Here is a 16,017-nt window from a genome sequence, read left to right on the forward strand (position 1 = left end):
CCTTCTAGCTGAGCGGCCAGCTTCTTGGCCAGCGCGGACTTATTCACCTTCCGCTTCGAAGGCGCGGCATCTCCCGCTTCAGCAGTTTCTTTCTTTTTCTCCTCGCGTTTCTCTGCTTTCTCCCGCTTCTCGGCAATGTCGCTTGGAATGTCTGCCACATGGAAGGTCTGACCGGCTGCGGCTGCGTACAGCAGACCAAGGATATGCTTGCAAGGAAACTGCCTGCTCGGACAGGAACAGCGAAACACGGGCTGATCGGGAACGATAAAGTCTGCGGAACAGCGATAGGGCTCCTTGCCGCTGCCCTTGCATTCCCCGAACAGAAGCGTATCGTCTTCGGTACGGTTCAACAGCGGGAAACTATTTTTGCGAACGAGGTCCTTGCCATTCTTAATGGAAGCCGCGTTCAGCGCTAAAGAATCGATATAGGCTTCAGTTAATGCGATCATAATTCCCCTCGCTTGTCTAAATTGGATTTCCCTATACTTCCACAAAAGCAACTTCATTTCCTGCCGCAACACAATAACCCGAACGGTCACGACCGTCCGGGTCCTTTCATCTATATGCTTGCTTTATTTGCGAATATGCCATTTTTCGCCTATGAGAACAATTGTTCGTATTACATTTTTTGATCGTATCGTTTCAAGGCGTCAATGTCTTTGAGCAGATGACCGGTTAACAAACAGACCGCCGTTTCATCCTTGTCGATGATGCCATTCGCAATTAGCTGCTTCAATCCGGCTAGCGAAGCGGCCGATGCGGGCTCACAGCCGATTCCAGAACGATCAATGACCGCTTTCGCGTCAAAAATCTGTTCGTCCGTGACCGATACCGTTACTCCGCTCGTGAAGCTTAGTGTTCGAAGCGCCTTGCGCCAGCTTGGCGGATTACCGATATTGAGCGCGCTCGCTTCCGTCTTCGGCTCCGAACAAGCAACGAGAGTGTCCGCTTGCTGTTCAACCATACGGTGGAACGGGCTCGCTCCTTCCGCTTGCACGACTGCTACGCGAGGCACTTTCTTGATGAAGCCGAGTGTCTTCAGCTCCTCCAGCCCTTTGCCTAAGGCAGACGTATTGCTTAGCGCCCCGCCAGGCAGTACGATCCAATCTGGCAGTTCCCAGTTCAAATATTGGGCAATTTCGAACACGATGCTTTTTTGTCCTTCGATTCGGAACGGGTTCACTGAATTGCATACATACATCCCAAGCTCTTCGGCATGCTGCTCCAAATAAGCGAGTCCATCGTCATAGGTGCCCTGAAAGCGAACGAGCTTGCCGCCATACGCAATCGTTTGGCTTATTTTACTCGCGGCAACTCCCGCTTCGGGTAAATAGACATACGATTCGCTCCCAGCAATCGCTGCATACATCGCAAGTGAAGCCGACGTATTGCCAGTCGATGAACACGCGAATCGGTCCATGCCGAGCCAGTTGCCATGCGATACCGCAACCGTCATTCCGTTATCCTTGAAAGAGCCGCTCGGATTCTCGCTTAAGGCTTTCAGCCATACGCCTCTAATTCCCGCATATTCCGCTGCCCCCGCTGACCGATACAAGCCGGTATTGCCCTCATATTTGGTGACAATATGCTGGGTTGGCAATTCAGGATGTATAAGCTCCTTGTAACGCCATACGCCACCTGCATATGGAGACATCCGATCCGATAAACGTTCGCGGAATAAAACCTTCAAATAATCGCAGTCTAGCCCCGCTAAATTCTGTTCAATCTGCAATAAGCCACCACAGCTGCATCTTGTCCGAGGTTTATAAAGGTCCCATTCCAACGAGCACTCTGAACAACATAGCTTCATCATAACGCCTCCTCTTGATAGATGAAGAACGGCTTGCAGCTTCTTCTCTTGAGGCTTACAATAAACGATATTGACTCATAAAAATAATACATATTTATTAGCCATTCATAAATCAGATTTATACTTTGAGTGAAGGGGGACGTAAAATTGAATCTTCATGCGCTTAAGCTGTTCCATACCGCTGCTAAGGAAGGAAGCGTCACTCGCGCAGCGGAGCTGCTGCGCATCAGCCAGCCTGCTGTTACCATGCAAATTCGTAATCTTGAGAAAGAGATCGGAATGCCGCTGCTGCTGCCCAAAGGCAGAGGTGTGATGCTTACGGAAGCGGGACAATTCGTCGCCGAACAAGCCAGCCGGCTTTTTGCTTTGGAGAGTGAGATTGACCGCTCTTTAATCGATTTCAAGTCAGGCGTGACCGGCAAGCTTCGTATTGCCGCAACCTACTTGCCTTCCAACTTCCTGCTCCCTCATTGGATTGCTTCCTTCAAGCGGGATCGTCAAGGCGTGCAAGTGCTGCTCCAAACGGCGAATGCGCAAGAAACGATGTTACGGCTATCCCGCTATGAGGCTGATCTCGCCATCATCGGCGGCGGTATCGAGTCCGCACCTGGGATCGTCCGCAGCCTGCTCTTCGAGGATCCGATGTGGTTCGTTGCGCCTAAAGGCCACGCGCTTGCGAATAAACGAGAGTTGACGCTTGCTGAAGTGCTGCGCGAGCCTTTCATTATGCGCGAGGAAGGCAGCCGAACACGCGAGATGCTGCTGGCCTTATGCAAGTCGGCTAATATGGATCCGCCTCGTGCTGCAGTACAATGGAACGGGATGAACGAAGCGGTTCGTGCGGTCAAGGCGGGAGTCGGCCTCCTATTCGCCTCTGCCTCGGAAGTGCGGGAGGATGTGCAGCGCGGCGATGTGGCGCTTGTACACGTAAGCGGCAATCATGCGGTTAACCCTATTGCCATCTATTATCGCGAGGGAGAGAAGTTATCTCAGCAAGCGCAAGCTTTTCTTGCTATTGCCAGTCATCATCATGGTCACCCTTAATAAAAAAAGGCAGCTATGGCGCCGCTTGCGATCATAAGTATGATTGCGCAGGGGCGTATAGCTGCCTGTTGTTTTTATATTATTACCAAGGCACATCTCCGATATTGTGCATGATGCGGTCAATCTCGGCCAGCTCGTCCGCCGTTAGCGGCGCAAACGAAAGCGCCTTGACGTTCTCCTCAATCTGGCTGACACGGCTGACGCCGATTAATGCCGATGTAACGCCGCCTTCACGCAGTATCCAGTTCAAAGCGAGCTGGGACAATGTCTGACCGCGGCCTGCTGCGAGCTGCTCAAGCGCGCGGAACTTCTGCACGCGCTCTGGCGTCAATGCTGCCGGTTTAAGGCTGCTTGTTTCCGGCGACTTCGACTCTTGCTCGATACGGTCGACGTACTTGTTCGTCAACTGGCCTCTGCCAAGCGGACAATACGCAATCGAGCCTACACCCTCCGCTTGCAAAATGTCCTGCAAGCCGTCCTCGATCCAACGGTTAAGCATCGAATAGTTCGGTTGGTGAATAAGGCAAGGCGTACCTAGACGCTTCAATATATCAATCGCTTGCTGCGTCTGCTCCGCGCTGTAGTTGGAAAGACCGACATATAGCGCTTTGCCGGATCTTACCGCATAATCGAGCGCTCCCATCGTTTCTTCAAGCGGCGTCTCCGGATCGGGACGATGCGAATAGAAAATATCAACGTATTCGAGTCCCATACGCTGCAAGCTGCGATCAAGACTGGCCAGCAGATTTTTGCGCGAGCCCCATTCTCCGTATGGACCTTCCCACATGTAATAGCCTGCTTTTGTCGAAATGAGCATTTGGTCGCGGTATGGCACAAGATCCTTCTTATAAATGCTGCCGAACGTCTCTTCGGCCGATCCAGCAGGCGGGCCATAATTGTTCGCAAGGTCGAAGTGCGTGATGCCCAGATCGAATGCGCGCGTTACCATCGCTCTTGAATTTTCGAGCGGCTGGTTGCCGCCAAAGTTCTGCCATAGGCCAAGGGACAAAGCCGGCAGTTTAAGGCCGCTTCTGCCGCTGCGCTTATATTCCATTTCCTTATACCGGTCGCTACTTGCTCTGTATGTCATGATTCCAGCTCCTCTTCTACAGTTCGTTGCGAATAATTGCTATGCAATAATGAAAACGGTGATTTTGTCGACATTTCAAAGTATACTTATAAAGACAAGACATTGGAATGTCGACAAGCAAGATCTATATGGCATAATGCAAGTTGTCATGCCATTATAATTATCCATAAAACTACGGAGCTGATAACCATTGATCGAACGAATGGATCTGACTTATTTTTATAGCGGCAAGGAATCGTGTGAGCCCGGCTATACGTGGGGACCTGGCGTGAAGGATAGCTATAAGCTCGTATTCGTACATGAAGGCCGCGGCACTTACTCGCTTAACGGGAAGCTTCATCATCTGCACGAGGGCCAAGGCTTTGTCGTTTATCCGGATATGCTTCTTTATATGAAAGCGGATGAAAATGAGCCATGGACACATTCCTGGCTCGCTTTTCACGGAGAATGTGTGGAATCGCTTCTTGATCAAGCGCATCTTACGATAGACACGCCTGTATTCGAGCTGTCCGATTCCAAATGGTTTGATAGTTGGCTTGATCAATTGGATGCCGCCCATGCAATGGAACGCAACGGAAGCCTTATGATCCATAGCCTGCTCTATCTCATTGTAGCGAACTGGCTCGAGGAGCTGCTTGTTCCGATCGGCCAACAGCCTGTGCTTAAGGCGAAGGAGAAGTATGTACGGAAAGCAACCGAGTATATGAAAGCCAATTATTCCAAAAAGCTCAGCATAACCGATCTAGCAAGTCGAATCGGCATTGATCGTATTTACTTGTCCGCTTTATTCAAAGAACTGGATCTGCAATCGCCACAGGCTTATCTCCTCCAGCTTCGGATGGACAAAGCAAGTGAACTGATGGCAAACCCTGAGCTGACTGTGTCAGAGATCGCTCATTCCGTCGGATACCAAGACCCGCTGCTTTTCTCGAAAATGTTCAAAAAAGTAAAAGGCGCATCGCCTTCCCATTATCGTCAGACAATGAATCCGGAAAAGAAACAATTCTTTCGACTTCCTTGAGAACGATGGGGTTTAGTTAACGATATTCGTTGCTTGACAGACATCTAAAGCTGCTCCTATAATGATTGAGTTATCTAATTGAAAATTATTATCACTTCCAATCATAGGAGGGTTTTCGATGACGACCGAATTGGACTTCTCGCTCATCAAATATTTTTTTCATATTTCGCCTGAAGGTGCTGAGCATCCATCCTATTCGTTGCCGGCAGCTTCGTTCTACGATCTTGAGCAAGCGAAGCAAGCGGTTGAATACACGGGCGAGTTCGTGCAAGCGATCGGAACGAAGACTGCTTCCTCGTTCATGGGCATGTCATTCTTCAACCTCGCCATCACGAAGCTCCTTATTGGCGTACTTCATAACCGATCGCTTGATCTTCCTATCGATAACTTAACCTATCAGCTTGAGAAACATGATGATCATGCTCACCTTGGCTATCGAATCAACGAAGTTCGCAGTGTCGAAATTCCGGACGGAGAAGCGCGAACAACTTTTATATACAATGAAATGGCCTCATACATAGAGAACACGGTTACTCCGGGCATTGAAGCGATCGCCGCTGCCGGCAATGTGAAGACGGCTATGATCTGGACGCAGTTCGGAACCCATGCGCTAGAGGTTCGCGATTATGTCGTGGACTATATCAAACACCCGGGACTACTTGAGAGGTTCTTGCATGATTTTAATATTCTAATGGAGCTGCCAGCCGAGCTGTTCAAGCGCAGCCGCAATCCATTCATCCATACCCCGCGTTTCATCGATAATCCTTGGCATCCCGAGAAACCGCTGATGATGAAGTCGGCATGCTGCTTCTACGATTGCAGGGTAGACGGGGATAAATGCTACGCCTGTCCAAGGATGCTCCCTGAAGAGCGTGAAGAGAGGAAAAAAGTCGTTCTCGCAACCGCTGCAGGCGAATAAACGCATCGAAACACAAAAGGCTGACAAAGGATGCTTTATGCATCCTGTCAGCCTTTTGTGTGCTATTTGTTCAAATTTGCCGCCGATTGGGCCATTCGAATAATTTTCTCAAGTCCATCAATATAGTCTCGAAACCGTTCGATGCCAAGCTTAGTTGCGGTACAACTCGTTTTTGGCTTCTTGCCTTCGAATAACTTCGTCACTTGAATATAGTCGGCTTCTTCCAGCACTCGGATATGGCTGCCAAGATTGCCCTCCGTCAGTTCCAGCTCTTTGCGCAGAAATACGAAATCGCATTCTCCGTGTACGGTAAGCAAACTCATAATGCCTAGACGTGCCTTCGCATGGATTGTATCGTCAATGGCATCAAGAATATTGTCACCCATTCCTCTTCCTCCGTTGCTGCAGCAAATATCCGAATACGATAATGCTTCCCCCGCCAAACACACCTAATACGATGTATTGATAGTCCAGCAGTATTAGCCTGGTTACGATGGCTAGCACGATAAACCATAACCCTAAGTAGACCGGGCCTTTGCCTGCCATAGAGCCCATCGCGATATAGGATAATGCAATCAGTATCGTCCAGAAGAGCGCTGTATAATCCGTGTTAATCATATTCGTCAAAAGCATAAAGCTGCCTGCGGCAAACATTGCAGCGAAGGGCAGCACATACATCCAAGTGCTGAATCCTCCCTCTCCCCCTCTTTGAGTCTTCATCATTCTACTTCCGATTATTCCGGATATCGCACCGCAAATGACTGCCGCAATGCCCCAATACCATATCGGCCATTCTTTCTGATCGAAATGCATGCCTATGAATCCGACCGTCAAGTAAGCCCCCCATACATACATAAATGGAGATGCTTCCCCAAGCTTGCGTTCATTTCTCGCAAGCAGTCCCTTAATATACTCAATATCCTGTAAGGCGCGTTGTTGCTCACCCTCTAACTTACTCACGCAAACTCCTCCTCAAAAGGAATGATGAATCATGCCTAGTTGTATTAATGCTCCCATTTAAACAACATTAAAGCAAGAACAATAACGACCATGCCGAATCCGCCCATAATGAGAAGATCAGTGCCATAACCGGCAAGCGTGCCGCCTTGCCACACCCCTTGCGCCAATTCGACGAAATGAGTCATCGGCAGCCAGCCGCTTGCTGCTTGCATAAATTCTGGAAGCGCCTCAACTGGCATGCCTACCCCGGACAAGAACAGCATCGGGAAGAAGATGGCCATCGCGAAGCCGCTGGCCGCACCCGGCGTCTTCGCCAGACCCGACATTGCAAAGCCAAGTCCAAAAAAGCATAGACAACCGAATAGCAAGCAAGCCAGCAATAAGAATAAGCCTGATACCGTGATGTTAATATTCCAGAACAGCTTTGCCACTACGATAATTTCCAGCGCACCGGCTAATACAAGCAATAGACCTTGCACCGCATGCGAAGCAAGCACCGAAGATTTCCTTACCGGACTAACACGGAAACGTCTCAAAATCCCTGCCTCACGAAGTGTAATGATGTTAATATTTAACGTGAATACAGAGACGGAAATGACATTTAATACGCATAAAGCGGGCACGTATGATTCGATATAACGCATACCACCAGGCTCACTCGTCGTATTTCCGAATATCGATCCGAAGATGGCTAGCATAAGTATCGGATAGACTAGCACCCAGAAGACGGTCAACCAGTCACGCAAGTAAAGCTTCATATCGAACTTGACGAGCTTAGCGAAAGCGATCATGACGCAGTCTCCTTTTCAGTTGCAGTTAATTGGTTGAATACATCATTCATTGAAGCATCCTCCAGCTTCAGTTCGCTAATGAGCCAATCACCTTCGGCTGCATAGGCGTACAAATGTTTCAACGTTTGATCGATATCATTAGTCTGAAGCTTGATAAACGGTTCTGTTATTTCCACATGCGTGGTATAAGGCAAAGCTTGCAGCTTTTGAACTTCAGCAAGCCTATTGTTTTTGAATTGAATCGATCTTGTTCCGCCAATTTTGGCGATGAGTTGTCTGGGCGTATCAAGGGCAATGAGACGGCCCTTATCGATAACGGCAATCCGGTCACAGAGATGCTCGGCTTCTTCCATATAGTGCGTCGTTACGACAATTGTTCGTCCCTCGCTTCGCAGACGATGGATCATTTCCCACATTTCTTTCCTCGCATTCGGATCAAGGCCCATGCTTGGCTCATCAAGAAACACGATCTCCGGATCGTTAATGAGCGCGAGCGCCAGCGATACTCGCTGTTTCCAACCGCCTGACAATGATTTTATATACGCGTTCTGCTTATCCTCAAGCTCCAGGAAAGAATTGATTTTCTTAAGATCAATTCTTTTGTCATAGAATGAGGCGAACAGCTCGAATACTTCTTTCACCTTCGCCTTTTGGGGAATGGCCGTCGATTGAAGCAGAACACCAATTCTTTGCTTTACGGCAGAAGCTTCGGTACGAATGTTGCGGCCAAGAACAGTCGCTAATCCGCTATCTGCTTTGCGCAAGCCTTCAATGATCTCGATTAACGTTGTTTTGCCTGCCCCGTTTGGACCGACTATTCCGAAAATTTCACCCTTCTTCACCTGCAGCGACAAGCCGTGTATAGCGACCTTACGGCCATACAACTTGCGTACGTTGTCCAGTTCAATGACATATTGCAATCGTTAGCCCTCCCCAATCTCTTTCGTATAGATCACTCTGTAATTCAGAGTACTTTGTTGAAAGAGAGATGTCAATCCTAATTTTCCAAACTTTTCTTGATTCGGAAATGAGATAAGAGCATACAAAAATGCCAAAATTGCTACATATATTCTTTGGTTGCAAATGATATGCTAGATTCAATGTTTAGAAGAAATGACAAGGTGAGGTGGTTGAGTCAATGTCCTATTTATCCGTAAGTACATGGAGCTTGCATCGCATGCTCGGACCTCTTCGCTGGACAGCATGGGATACCGAGCAAGGCCAGCACATAACCCAAGTGCAAGAACAGCCTCTAGTGCATACGCTGCTAGAACTGCCTGCAGTTGCCGCAGAACGGGGCTATCAGGCGATTGAAGTATGCCATTTTCACTTTCCAGATACGAGTCTCGCTTATTTGCACCAATTAAGAGCCGCGTTCCAGGATGCCGGTTTATCCTTCGATACGCTTCTGCTAGACTACGGCGATCTTACCTCTGAGGAAGATGGTCGTCGCACAGCCGATTTGCAACTGATGCGTGAATGGATCGATATTGCTTCCGAGTGCGGCGCCAAGCAGATTCGAATCGTTGCCGGCGAAGCAGCACCGGATAATGAACAAGCGATTCGTCAGTCCGCGGAGTTATTGAAGACACTTGCAAATTATGGTGCCCCTATTGGAGTACGTGTCGTTACCGAAAATTTCAAAGCGCTTACTTCCACGGCTCATTCAAGTGAGCAGCTATTGAATCTAGCAGGAGAGCAAGTCGGATTTATTACCGACTTCGGCAACTATAAGGGAGCTGCAGTAGCTGCAGAAATTGCGCGAACGACACCTCTGAGCGTGTCGATTCATGCGAAAGCCGATTTTGACGAAGCGGGTATTCCGAATGAACCTCTCTTCGTGCAATATCTTGAAGCTGCGGCAGCACAGAAGTTCGACGGCGCATATGTACTGATTTATGACGGTCCGGGAGATATGTGGGAAGGGCTTGAGCGTGTGAGACGTATTGTCGAGCCTTATATCAATTAATGTAATTAATTAGTTATCTCAATTTATAAAATAAAAACCGATGCCTATTGCATCGGTTTTTATTTTATGTCATTAAGTTTACATAATTATAGTTATGTTCTTTTATTAGCAGGAACATGAATTTGCGATGCAATGTTATTCATTGCCGTTTGCAGCTGCTTGTTATCGATATGCGTATAGATTTGCGTCGTTTCAATGCTCGCGTGGCCTAACAGCTCCTGCAATGTTCGAATATCCGTGCCGCTGCGAATCTGCATAGTTGCGAACGAGTGCCGAAGCTTATGACTGGACATTCTCTTAGGCGCTAGCGAAGGCATATCTGCCTTAAGCTGCCTGAACGCATCGTCGGCTACGGTCTGAATCATCCGCACGGACAGCCGTCTGCCGAATTGCGAAACGAACATCGGCTGCTCCTTGCCCTGCTTCGCTTCTACTCTCTCTTCGATCGCTTGCCGCATGACGCCTTGGAGCGATTGCGGCAGCGGGATTACTCGCCATTTGCGTCCTTTGCCGAGTATATGGATCGATCCGTCCGCCTGGAAATCATGTACATTCATGCGATGAACCTCGCCAACTCGCAAGCCGGCATAGGCCATGAGCAGCACGATGCATAGGTTGCGGCCATAATGCTTGCCGCCTAGCTTCTTTATGAAAGCTTCCAGCTCACCTGCCTCAAGGTAAGAAGGAATTTTGTTTTTCTCCTGCTTGGATTTGGCGATTAGCGCTGCAGGATTAGCTTCAAGCTGCTCCAATTCGATGAGCGCTTTGAAGAAAGCCCGCAGAGCAGACAACTTTCTATTTCGTGCTTCGTCTCCCGCTCCATTTTCGCGGCAGGCTGACATGAACCTCATCACATCCATCTTTGTTAGCAGCTTCACTTTAGACGGATAAGCCGAATGAAGGAACTGAGTCGTATCGCTCAAGTAAGCACGCTGCGTCGCTTTCGTCATTCCGTTATTTTTCATCCAAATCGAGAACAAATCCAATTCATCGCTGTAGCTATCAAGCAGCTCATGCTGTGTATGTACCAAGCGTTACTTAACCTCCGTCAAAAATCGTGTTTTCACTCTGAAACAAGCTCTATAACTGCTTATATCATACCGAAAAAATGCCTTACAATGCAAATTGCATGAAATATGTATTTCACGCAATTATTTTCTCTAAAAAAATGAAGGCTTTACGCCTTCGAATAGTCCTATTTAGGTGTTGAAAGAATAGGAACGTAACAGGTTACCGTATGACTCCGTTCTTCATCCGGATTGTAGCGGGCATACCATTTGCGCTCTGTATCGGGTTCATAGGCTTCGGATGATGCGAGCCACAGGTAGATGCGTTCTACTACCCCGGTCATTAATCCGTAAACGCCAGTCGTTAAGCATGCATATAGCCCGCCTTCCAGTCGTGCAACGAGATGTTCATCATGCGGTTTCGATGCGTACTCCTCAGGCAGTGTAATAAATAGTTCGTAGCAGTCGTTGCTGTCGTTCGGAGGAAAGGTGCAGCTCATAAACAGTTCAACTTTGTCCCCAAACTCTACGCCGCTCTGGTTCAGCCAATGAACGGAGTCTTCATTCACCTGAGCGATCCGATTATGACCTACAGCTCGAAAACATATAACCTGAGCTTCTGAGCGCTCAACGATTTTAATACTTTCTAATTGTTGCTTGCGTCTAACAGGCAGGTAGAGCTTCAGTCGCAACCTTTTATCGCCAAAATGCTGAAATTCATCGACTAAACGGTGCTCCCCAAGCTCGAATGTACTTCGCGGCAGCCAGTCCGACAATAAACGATTCCAAGCTTCAACGATTGTTGTATCGGACTTAGCCGTAACGCGGGTTGCAGCATACAATCCGCCCTCCCATTCGATAGGAAATAGATCAGGTGCATCCGCATAAGCCGTTTCCTTCGTTCCGACGGCCATCAGTTGATAGCCATAACGATGAGGTTTGTCGTCAGTATCCACGTTCCAGCCGAATATTCTCAATTGATTGCTGTCAAGCTGGCATTCAGCAAGCCTTATTCGGAATTGCCGCAGTGCATCGGTTTCCACTCCATCCTCCCGATCGGCTGTATACAAGTAACCGATTCCTTTCATGGAGGCTAATCTAATGACCTTTACGTCTGAATATCGTTCAGATATTTCGCGCTCCTCCATATAATCCACAATTTCACGGAGATTCATTTTCTCAAAGCTGAAGATCATTTCCGCTTGCCGATACTGGCCAGGTGTCATTCCCAAGCAGCGCTTAAACGCTTTAATAAAAGCTTGATACGTATCAAAGCCAGTCCGAAATCCAATGTCGTTAGTCGGAAAGTCGGTGTAGCGAAGTAAAATTGCCGCTTCGCTAATTCTTCGTTTGCGAATGTACTCTTTGATGGGATGACCGGTCGTTGCATAGAACATTCGGTACAAATTGGGCAATGACATGGAAGCCGATTTGGCAATTTCCTCAAGCGCAAGTACCTCGAATAATCGTTCTTCGATATAATCAATGGCACGCTGAACCGTATCCGCCGTATTCATCTTATCCCCCTATTCATTCCGCGGTTGAAAAACCCCTGATCCTGTCCGGAAGATTCCGAAACGTGAAAAGGGGTTTTGGCTTTTTAGATCGTTTGGGTGTTCACGCCTGCCGGCAATACATGCTTGACTTGCTCGCGAACATGCTCGCTAGCGAGCATGTCGCCGAAGATGACAATAGAGCCGCTGTCTTCGCGAGTACGTATCAGTCTGCCAATTCCTTGTCTTAAGCGAAGCAGCATGTAGGGCATATCCACCTCGTCGAACGGATTAACCGCATCTTCCCGACGTGCATCGAAGACAGGGTCGTTCGGAGGGAACGGCAAATCCCAGATGATGACTTGCGACAATGAATCACCGGGTATATCGAGTCCTTCCCATAGCGTAACCGCGCATAGGATGCTTTCGGTCTTCTGCTGGAACTGGGCGATGATATGGCTAATCTCAGCCGAGCCTTCGTAAAGGAACGGATACTCGCATTTGTGACTTCCACCATCTTGCACGGATTGTTTGAAGCGCTCAAGCTGCTCCATTGAAGGGAACAAAATTAATGAGCCTCCCTTGGCTTCGCCTAACTGCCTAAGAGTGCGTTCTACTTTGCTGTCGAAATCAATCTCCGTATCCATGCCTTGTATGAATACGTCCATTTGCTCGGCATATTCGTAAGGCGAATCAACGGAAAACGATAACGGATCTTCAATGCCTAAGATTTGCGTCATATAGTCGAAAGAACCATCTACGGACAGTGTGGCCGACGAGAAAACGATCGGCATTTGAAGACCGAACACTTGCTCTTGCAGCACTTCCTTCACCCACTTCGGCATAATGACGAGCGATATGCCTTCCTTATCTGTCGTAACCCAGCTAATCGGCTGTTCCTGCCGCTTGTACAGCGACAAAGCGAATTGGAGCATCTCGATATGCTCCTCAACGATCTTCAATTGATATTCGTCGATCGTAAATAGGCCGCTTTCAAAAACGAGCTCTTCTTCGATCTCGGACATCATATCTTGGAACCGGTTCACCTGTTGCAGCAGCTCGGCGTTCCAAATGATCTGCTTGCGATTCGATGCCTGCACACTGCGGCTGTTACGTTCAATCAGGGAAAACAGGTGCTCGCTCTGGGTTAGCGCGTTCTCAATCGCATAGGCTAACGATTCCCGAATATCATCCTGCAGCAATCTTGTAATGATACTTTCGAATACATGATGGTTCAGCTTGTACGTTAACGCCTGCTGTGCAGCCGTTTCAAGCAAATGTCCTTCATCGAATACGACTGAGCTATGCGGTGGAAGCAGCGGCAGCTGACCTTCACGCTTGCGCGCCTCAAAGGTCCATATATGCTCCATATAGAAGTCATGCGAACAGATGATAAGATCGGCCGCCTTGCGATAGTCATCGCGGGACAACGTCTGGCCGCAGCGATGTCTTCGATCGCAAACGAGGCAATCCTGGAACACATCCCAGCCGACCTTGCCCCATTGCGAATCGTTTAACTCCGGATATTCCTTGCGATTGCCGTACGGATGGAACGACTGCATCGTTTCCGGCTTGTAGACGAACGATGGCAGCTTACGGAATATGTCATCATAAAGCTCGGCTTCGCCGTCGAAATCACTTCTCGCATCATCCAGCTTATTCAGGCATAAATATTGATCCTGCGACTTCGCCATTCTAGCATCGATTGTTAAACCGAGATGACGCGAAAGCTTGGCAATATCGCCTTCCGGCTTTAGCAACTGCTCGATGAGCGATTCGTCGGCGCAAGCGATAATCGCCGGCTTTCTCGTATAGCGCGCATAGCTGAGCGCATATAACAAGTAAACGAATGTTTTGCCCGTTCCAACGCCTGCCTCTGCGAAAATCGTTTTTTTATCCGCATACGCTCTCTCCAGCTGAAACGCCATATAAATTTGTTCATCGCGCACTTCGAAGCCGGCTTCGGGCAGCTTCTCGTAGAAAACATCGGCAATCCAGTCGCTTGCCTGCTGAATGTAAGGCTCTTTGGGGTTAAATTCGAAAGGGTAATTATTCACTTCTACTTGTCTCCAATGGCTGCTTGTATAGTTGAACTTTTACTCCATAATGCAGCACGCTACCATCCATCTTAGGATGGAAGTCGCTGCACTTGGACGATAATAATAAAAATGTTATTGCGGATATTGATGCAAGGAGGATATACAATGAACGTTTCGACTAGTAAATCAACTCGCATGATGTTCATTGGTCTGCTTGTGTGCAGCATAACGGATGCGATATTTACGGATGTAGGCTTGCGGCTTCAGCTCATTGAAGAGCTTAACCCGCTAGTCAAACATATTTACGAAACGAATCGGCTCAGCTATTACGGCATCAAGCTGCTGCTGCCCCTCCTTTTACTGTTCCTCTATCCGCGTTTGAAGCCGTATAGATGGATTCACGCTTCAATTTCGGTCACGTTTCTCATCTATTTGGCTGTTAATGTGTATCATGCGCTTTGGCTGTCGATCAGCCTTAGCAAAGGACTGTTCTAACTATACCATATTCGATTTGGACATGTCGGTGTATAATAGCAGATAGCTGCGAGAATGTACAGGTTCTCACAAATAATTGTGCTAGGAGTATATTCCTTTGTCCTCTATTCGAACTAAACTACAATACGCGATTAATCGTTTCACCCCGCTAGGCGTTGCTGCATATATGCTTAAATGGGTATTGCTCGCCGGCATTGTCGGGGTGCTTGCCGGTTCGGCTTCGGCATTATTTCTAAATGGCTTAGAGTATGTCACGGATACGAGACTAAGCCATGGCTGGCTATTGTGGCTGCTGCCGTTCGGCGGTGCTGCGATTAGCTATCTATATATGAAATATGGCGGCAAGTCAGGCAAAGGAAATAATCTTATATTGGAGCAAATTCACAAAGGCGACGGCATCGTTCCCTTGCGTATGGCTCCGTTTGTATTGATAGGAACGTGGACGACGCATCTGTTCGGCGGCTCCGCCGGCAGAGAAGGAACGGCTGTCCAGATGGGCGGCAGCTTGGCGGAGTGGATCGGCAAATGGTTTCGACTGCAAGCGCCGGACCGTAAAATTGTTTTAATCTGCGGAATCGGCGCCGGCTTCGGTTCCATTTTCGGTACGCCTCTATCCGGCACGGTGTTCGGCCTTGAAGTGCTGGCGATCGGATTGCTTAGCTATGAAGCGCTGCTTCCTTGTTTTATTGCTAGCTACACGGGCCATCTTATCACCACGGCATGGGGAGTTACACATGTTCATTATGCAATGGGAGAGGTGCCTGACCTACAGCCAATGGTGCTCTTAAAAGTCGTCATCGCTTCGATTTTATTTGGATTAATGGCATTAACTTTCATCAAACTGACACATGCAATGAAGGCTTGGTTCGGAAAGTTGTTCAAGCATGCGGCTCTCCGCAGCTTCATTGGCGGCTTCATCATCATTGGTTTGGTCTACGTGGCCGGATCGAGAGCATACATCGGTCTTGGCATCCCGCTCATGCAGCAATCGTTCGAGGAAGCTGCATCACCGCTCGCTTTTATATGGAAAACCGTATTTACTGCCATTACGCTTGGCGCGGGCTTCCAAGGCGGCGAGGTTACGCCATTATTCGTAATCGGCTCGACGCTGGGCAGCTCGCTTGCTGCACTGCTGCAGCTGTCCGTCCCTTTTCTCGCTGCTATCGGCTTCGTATCCGTATTCAGCGGAGCAGTCAATACACCTCTTGCCTGCTTCATTATGGGCATTGAACTGTTCGGCGGCGAGGGCGCGATCTACTTGTTCATCGGCTGCATCATCAGCTACCTATGCTCGGGCCGCTCCGGCATTTATTCAGCTCAACAACTTGGCATCGGCAAGCCCAAATGATAATCCGAAAAGTGGCGGTCACAGGAATCAG

Annotated in this window: 16 protein-coding genes; 6 read left to right on the plus strand and 10 right to left on the minus strand. The window is 48.5% G+C overall.

What is annotated here, in order from left to right; genetic code table 11:
- Nucleotides 1-449 (minus strand): SWIM zinc finger family protein (locus AB4Z33_RS09465; protein WP_442049785.1); only part of this gene is annotated, 449 nt, incomplete at its 3' end.
- A gap of 170 nt (nucleotides 450-619) precedes the next feature.
- Complete coding sequence (thrC, locus tag AB4Z33_RS09470) at nucleotides 620-1,810, minus strand: threonine synthase (protein WP_442049786.1); 1,191 nt, start codon at nucleotides 1,808-1,810, stop codon at nucleotides 620-622.
- A 147-nt stretch (nucleotides 1,811-1,957) separates the two neighbouring features.
- Between thrC and AB4Z33_RS09475 the strand changes: the two genes are divergently transcribed.
- Nucleotides 1,958-2,854 carry a LysR substrate-binding domain-containing protein gene (locus AB4Z33_RS09475; RefSeq protein ID WP_442049702.1) on the plus strand — a complete coding sequence of 299 codons (897 nt, stop codon included), beginning with the start codon at nucleotides 1,958-1,960 and terminating at the stop codon, nucleotides 2,852-2,854.
- An 82-nt stretch (nucleotides 2,855-2,936) separates the two neighbouring features.
- Here the strand turns inward: AB4Z33_RS09475 and AB4Z33_RS09480 are convergent, their stop codons facing one another.
- The gene (locus AB4Z33_RS09480) at nucleotides 2,937-3,944 is read right to left on the minus strand and encodes an aldo/keto reductase (protein WP_442049703.1); all 1,008 of its coding nucleotides are present in this window, start codon (nucleotides 3,942-3,944) and stop codon (nucleotides 2,937-2,939) included.
- Nucleotides 3,945-4,134: 190 nt separating this feature from the next.
- On the opposite strand from AB4Z33_RS09480, the gene AB4Z33_RS09485 reads away from it, so the two are divergent.
- Both AB4Z33_RS09485 and AB4Z33_RS09490 read left to right on the plus strand, forming a co-directional pair.
- Nucleotides 4,135-4,965, plus strand: coding sequence for an AraC family transcriptional regulator (locus tag AB4Z33_RS09485; RefSeq protein ID WP_442049704.1), 831 nt, complete (start codon nucleotides 4,135-4,137; stop codon nucleotides 4,963-4,965).
- 118 nt (nucleotides 4,966-5,083) lie between these two features.
- The gene (locus AB4Z33_RS09490; RefSeq protein ID WP_442049705.1) at nucleotides 5,084-5,884 is read left to right on the plus strand and encodes a hypothetical protein; all 801 of its coding nucleotides are present in this window, start codon (nucleotides 5,084-5,086) and stop codon (nucleotides 5,882-5,884) included.
- 62 nt (nucleotides 5,885-5,946) lie between these two features.
- Here the strand turns inward: AB4Z33_RS09490 and AB4Z33_RS09495 are convergent, their stop codons facing one another.
- The 4 genes from AB4Z33_RS09495 to AB4Z33_RS09510 are packed head-to-tail and all read right to left on the minus strand — an operon-like array spanning nucleotide 5,947 to nucleotide 8,555.
- Nucleotides 5,947-6,270, minus strand: a complete 324-nt coding sequence (locus AB4Z33_RS09495; protein ID WP_442049706.1) for a winged helix-turn-helix domain-containing protein — start codon at nucleotides 6,268-6,270, stop codon at nucleotides 5,947-5,949.
- Nucleotides 6,263-6,844: a hypothetical protein gene (locus tag AB4Z33_RS09500; protein WP_442049707.1), complete on the minus strand. Its 582-nt coding sequence runs from the start codon at nucleotides 6,842-6,844 to the stop codon at nucleotides 6,263-6,265. Before AB4Z33_RS09500 ends, AB4Z33_RS09495 begins: the two co-directional genes overlap by 8 nt.
- A 44-nt stretch (nucleotides 6,845-6,888) precedes the next feature.
- On the minus strand, nucleotides 6,889-7,635 hold the full coding sequence (locus AB4Z33_RS09505) for an ABC transporter permease (protein WP_442049708.1): 747 nt from the start codon (nucleotides 7,633-7,635) through the stop codon (nucleotides 6,889-6,891).
- Entirely contained in the window at nucleotides 7,632-8,555 is a 924-nt protein-coding gene (locus AB4Z33_RS09510; protein WP_442049709.1) for an ABC transporter ATP-binding protein, read from the minus strand. The genes AB4Z33_RS09505 and AB4Z33_RS09510 overlap by 4 nt, the downstream gene beginning before the upstream one ends.
- A 218-nt stretch (nucleotides 8,556-8,773) precedes the next feature.
- Here AB4Z33_RS09510 and AB4Z33_RS09515 point away from each other — a divergent pair, with 218 nt between their 5' ends.
- Nucleotides 8,774-9,604 (plus strand): sugar phosphate isomerase/epimerase family protein, encoded by an 831-nt coding sequence (locus AB4Z33_RS09515; protein ID WP_442049710.1) that lies wholly within the window; start codon nucleotides 8,774-8,776, stop codon nucleotides 9,602-9,604.
- Nucleotides 9,605-9,696: 92 nt separating this feature from the next.
- Here the strand turns inward: AB4Z33_RS09515 and AB4Z33_RS09520 are convergent, their stop codons facing one another.
- The 3 genes from AB4Z33_RS09520 to AB4Z33_RS09530 all read right to left on the minus strand — a co-directional run bounded on the left by AB4Z33_RS09520 (nucleotide 9,697) and on the right by AB4Z33_RS09530 (nucleotide 14,161).
- Entirely contained in the window at nucleotides 9,697-10,635 is a 939-nt protein-coding gene (locus AB4Z33_RS09520) for a site-specific integrase (protein WP_442049711.1), read from the minus strand.
- A gap of 164 nt (nucleotides 10,636-10,799) precedes the next feature.
- Nucleotides 10,800-12,128, minus strand: a complete 1,329-nt coding sequence (locus AB4Z33_RS09525) for a helix-turn-helix domain-containing protein (RefSeq protein WP_442049712.1) — start codon at nucleotides 12,126-12,128, stop codon at nucleotides 10,800-10,802.
- A gap of 83 nt (nucleotides 12,129-12,211) precedes the next feature.
- Nucleotides 12,212-14,161: an ATP-dependent DNA helicase gene (locus AB4Z33_RS09530; RefSeq protein WP_442049713.1), complete on the minus strand. Its 1,950-nt coding sequence runs from the start codon at nucleotides 14,159-14,161 to the stop codon at nucleotides 12,212-12,214.
- A gap of 147 nt (nucleotides 14,162-14,308) precedes the next feature.
- On the opposite strand from AB4Z33_RS09530, the gene AB4Z33_RS09535 reads away from it, so the two are divergent.
- The gene (locus AB4Z33_RS09535) at nucleotides 14,309-14,638 is read left to right on the plus strand and encodes a DUF5658 family protein (RefSeq protein WP_442049714.1); all 330 of its coding nucleotides are present in this window, start codon (nucleotides 14,309-14,311) and stop codon (nucleotides 14,636-14,638) included.
- 166 nt (nucleotides 14,639-14,804) lie between these two features.
- Nucleotides 14,805-15,986 carry a voltage-gated chloride channel family protein gene (locus AB4Z33_RS09540; RefSeq protein WP_442049787.1) on the plus strand — a complete coding sequence of 394 codons (1,182 nt, stop codon included), beginning with the start codon at nucleotides 14,805-14,807 and terminating at the stop codon, nucleotides 15,984-15,986.
- Nucleotides 15,987-16,017: the final 31 nt, after the last annotated feature.

It is taken from the genome of Paenibacillus sp. 2TAB19 (assembly GCF_052115185.1).
Classification (GTDB): Bacteria; Bacillota; Bacilli; order Paenibacillales; family Paenibacillaceae; genus Pristimantibacillus.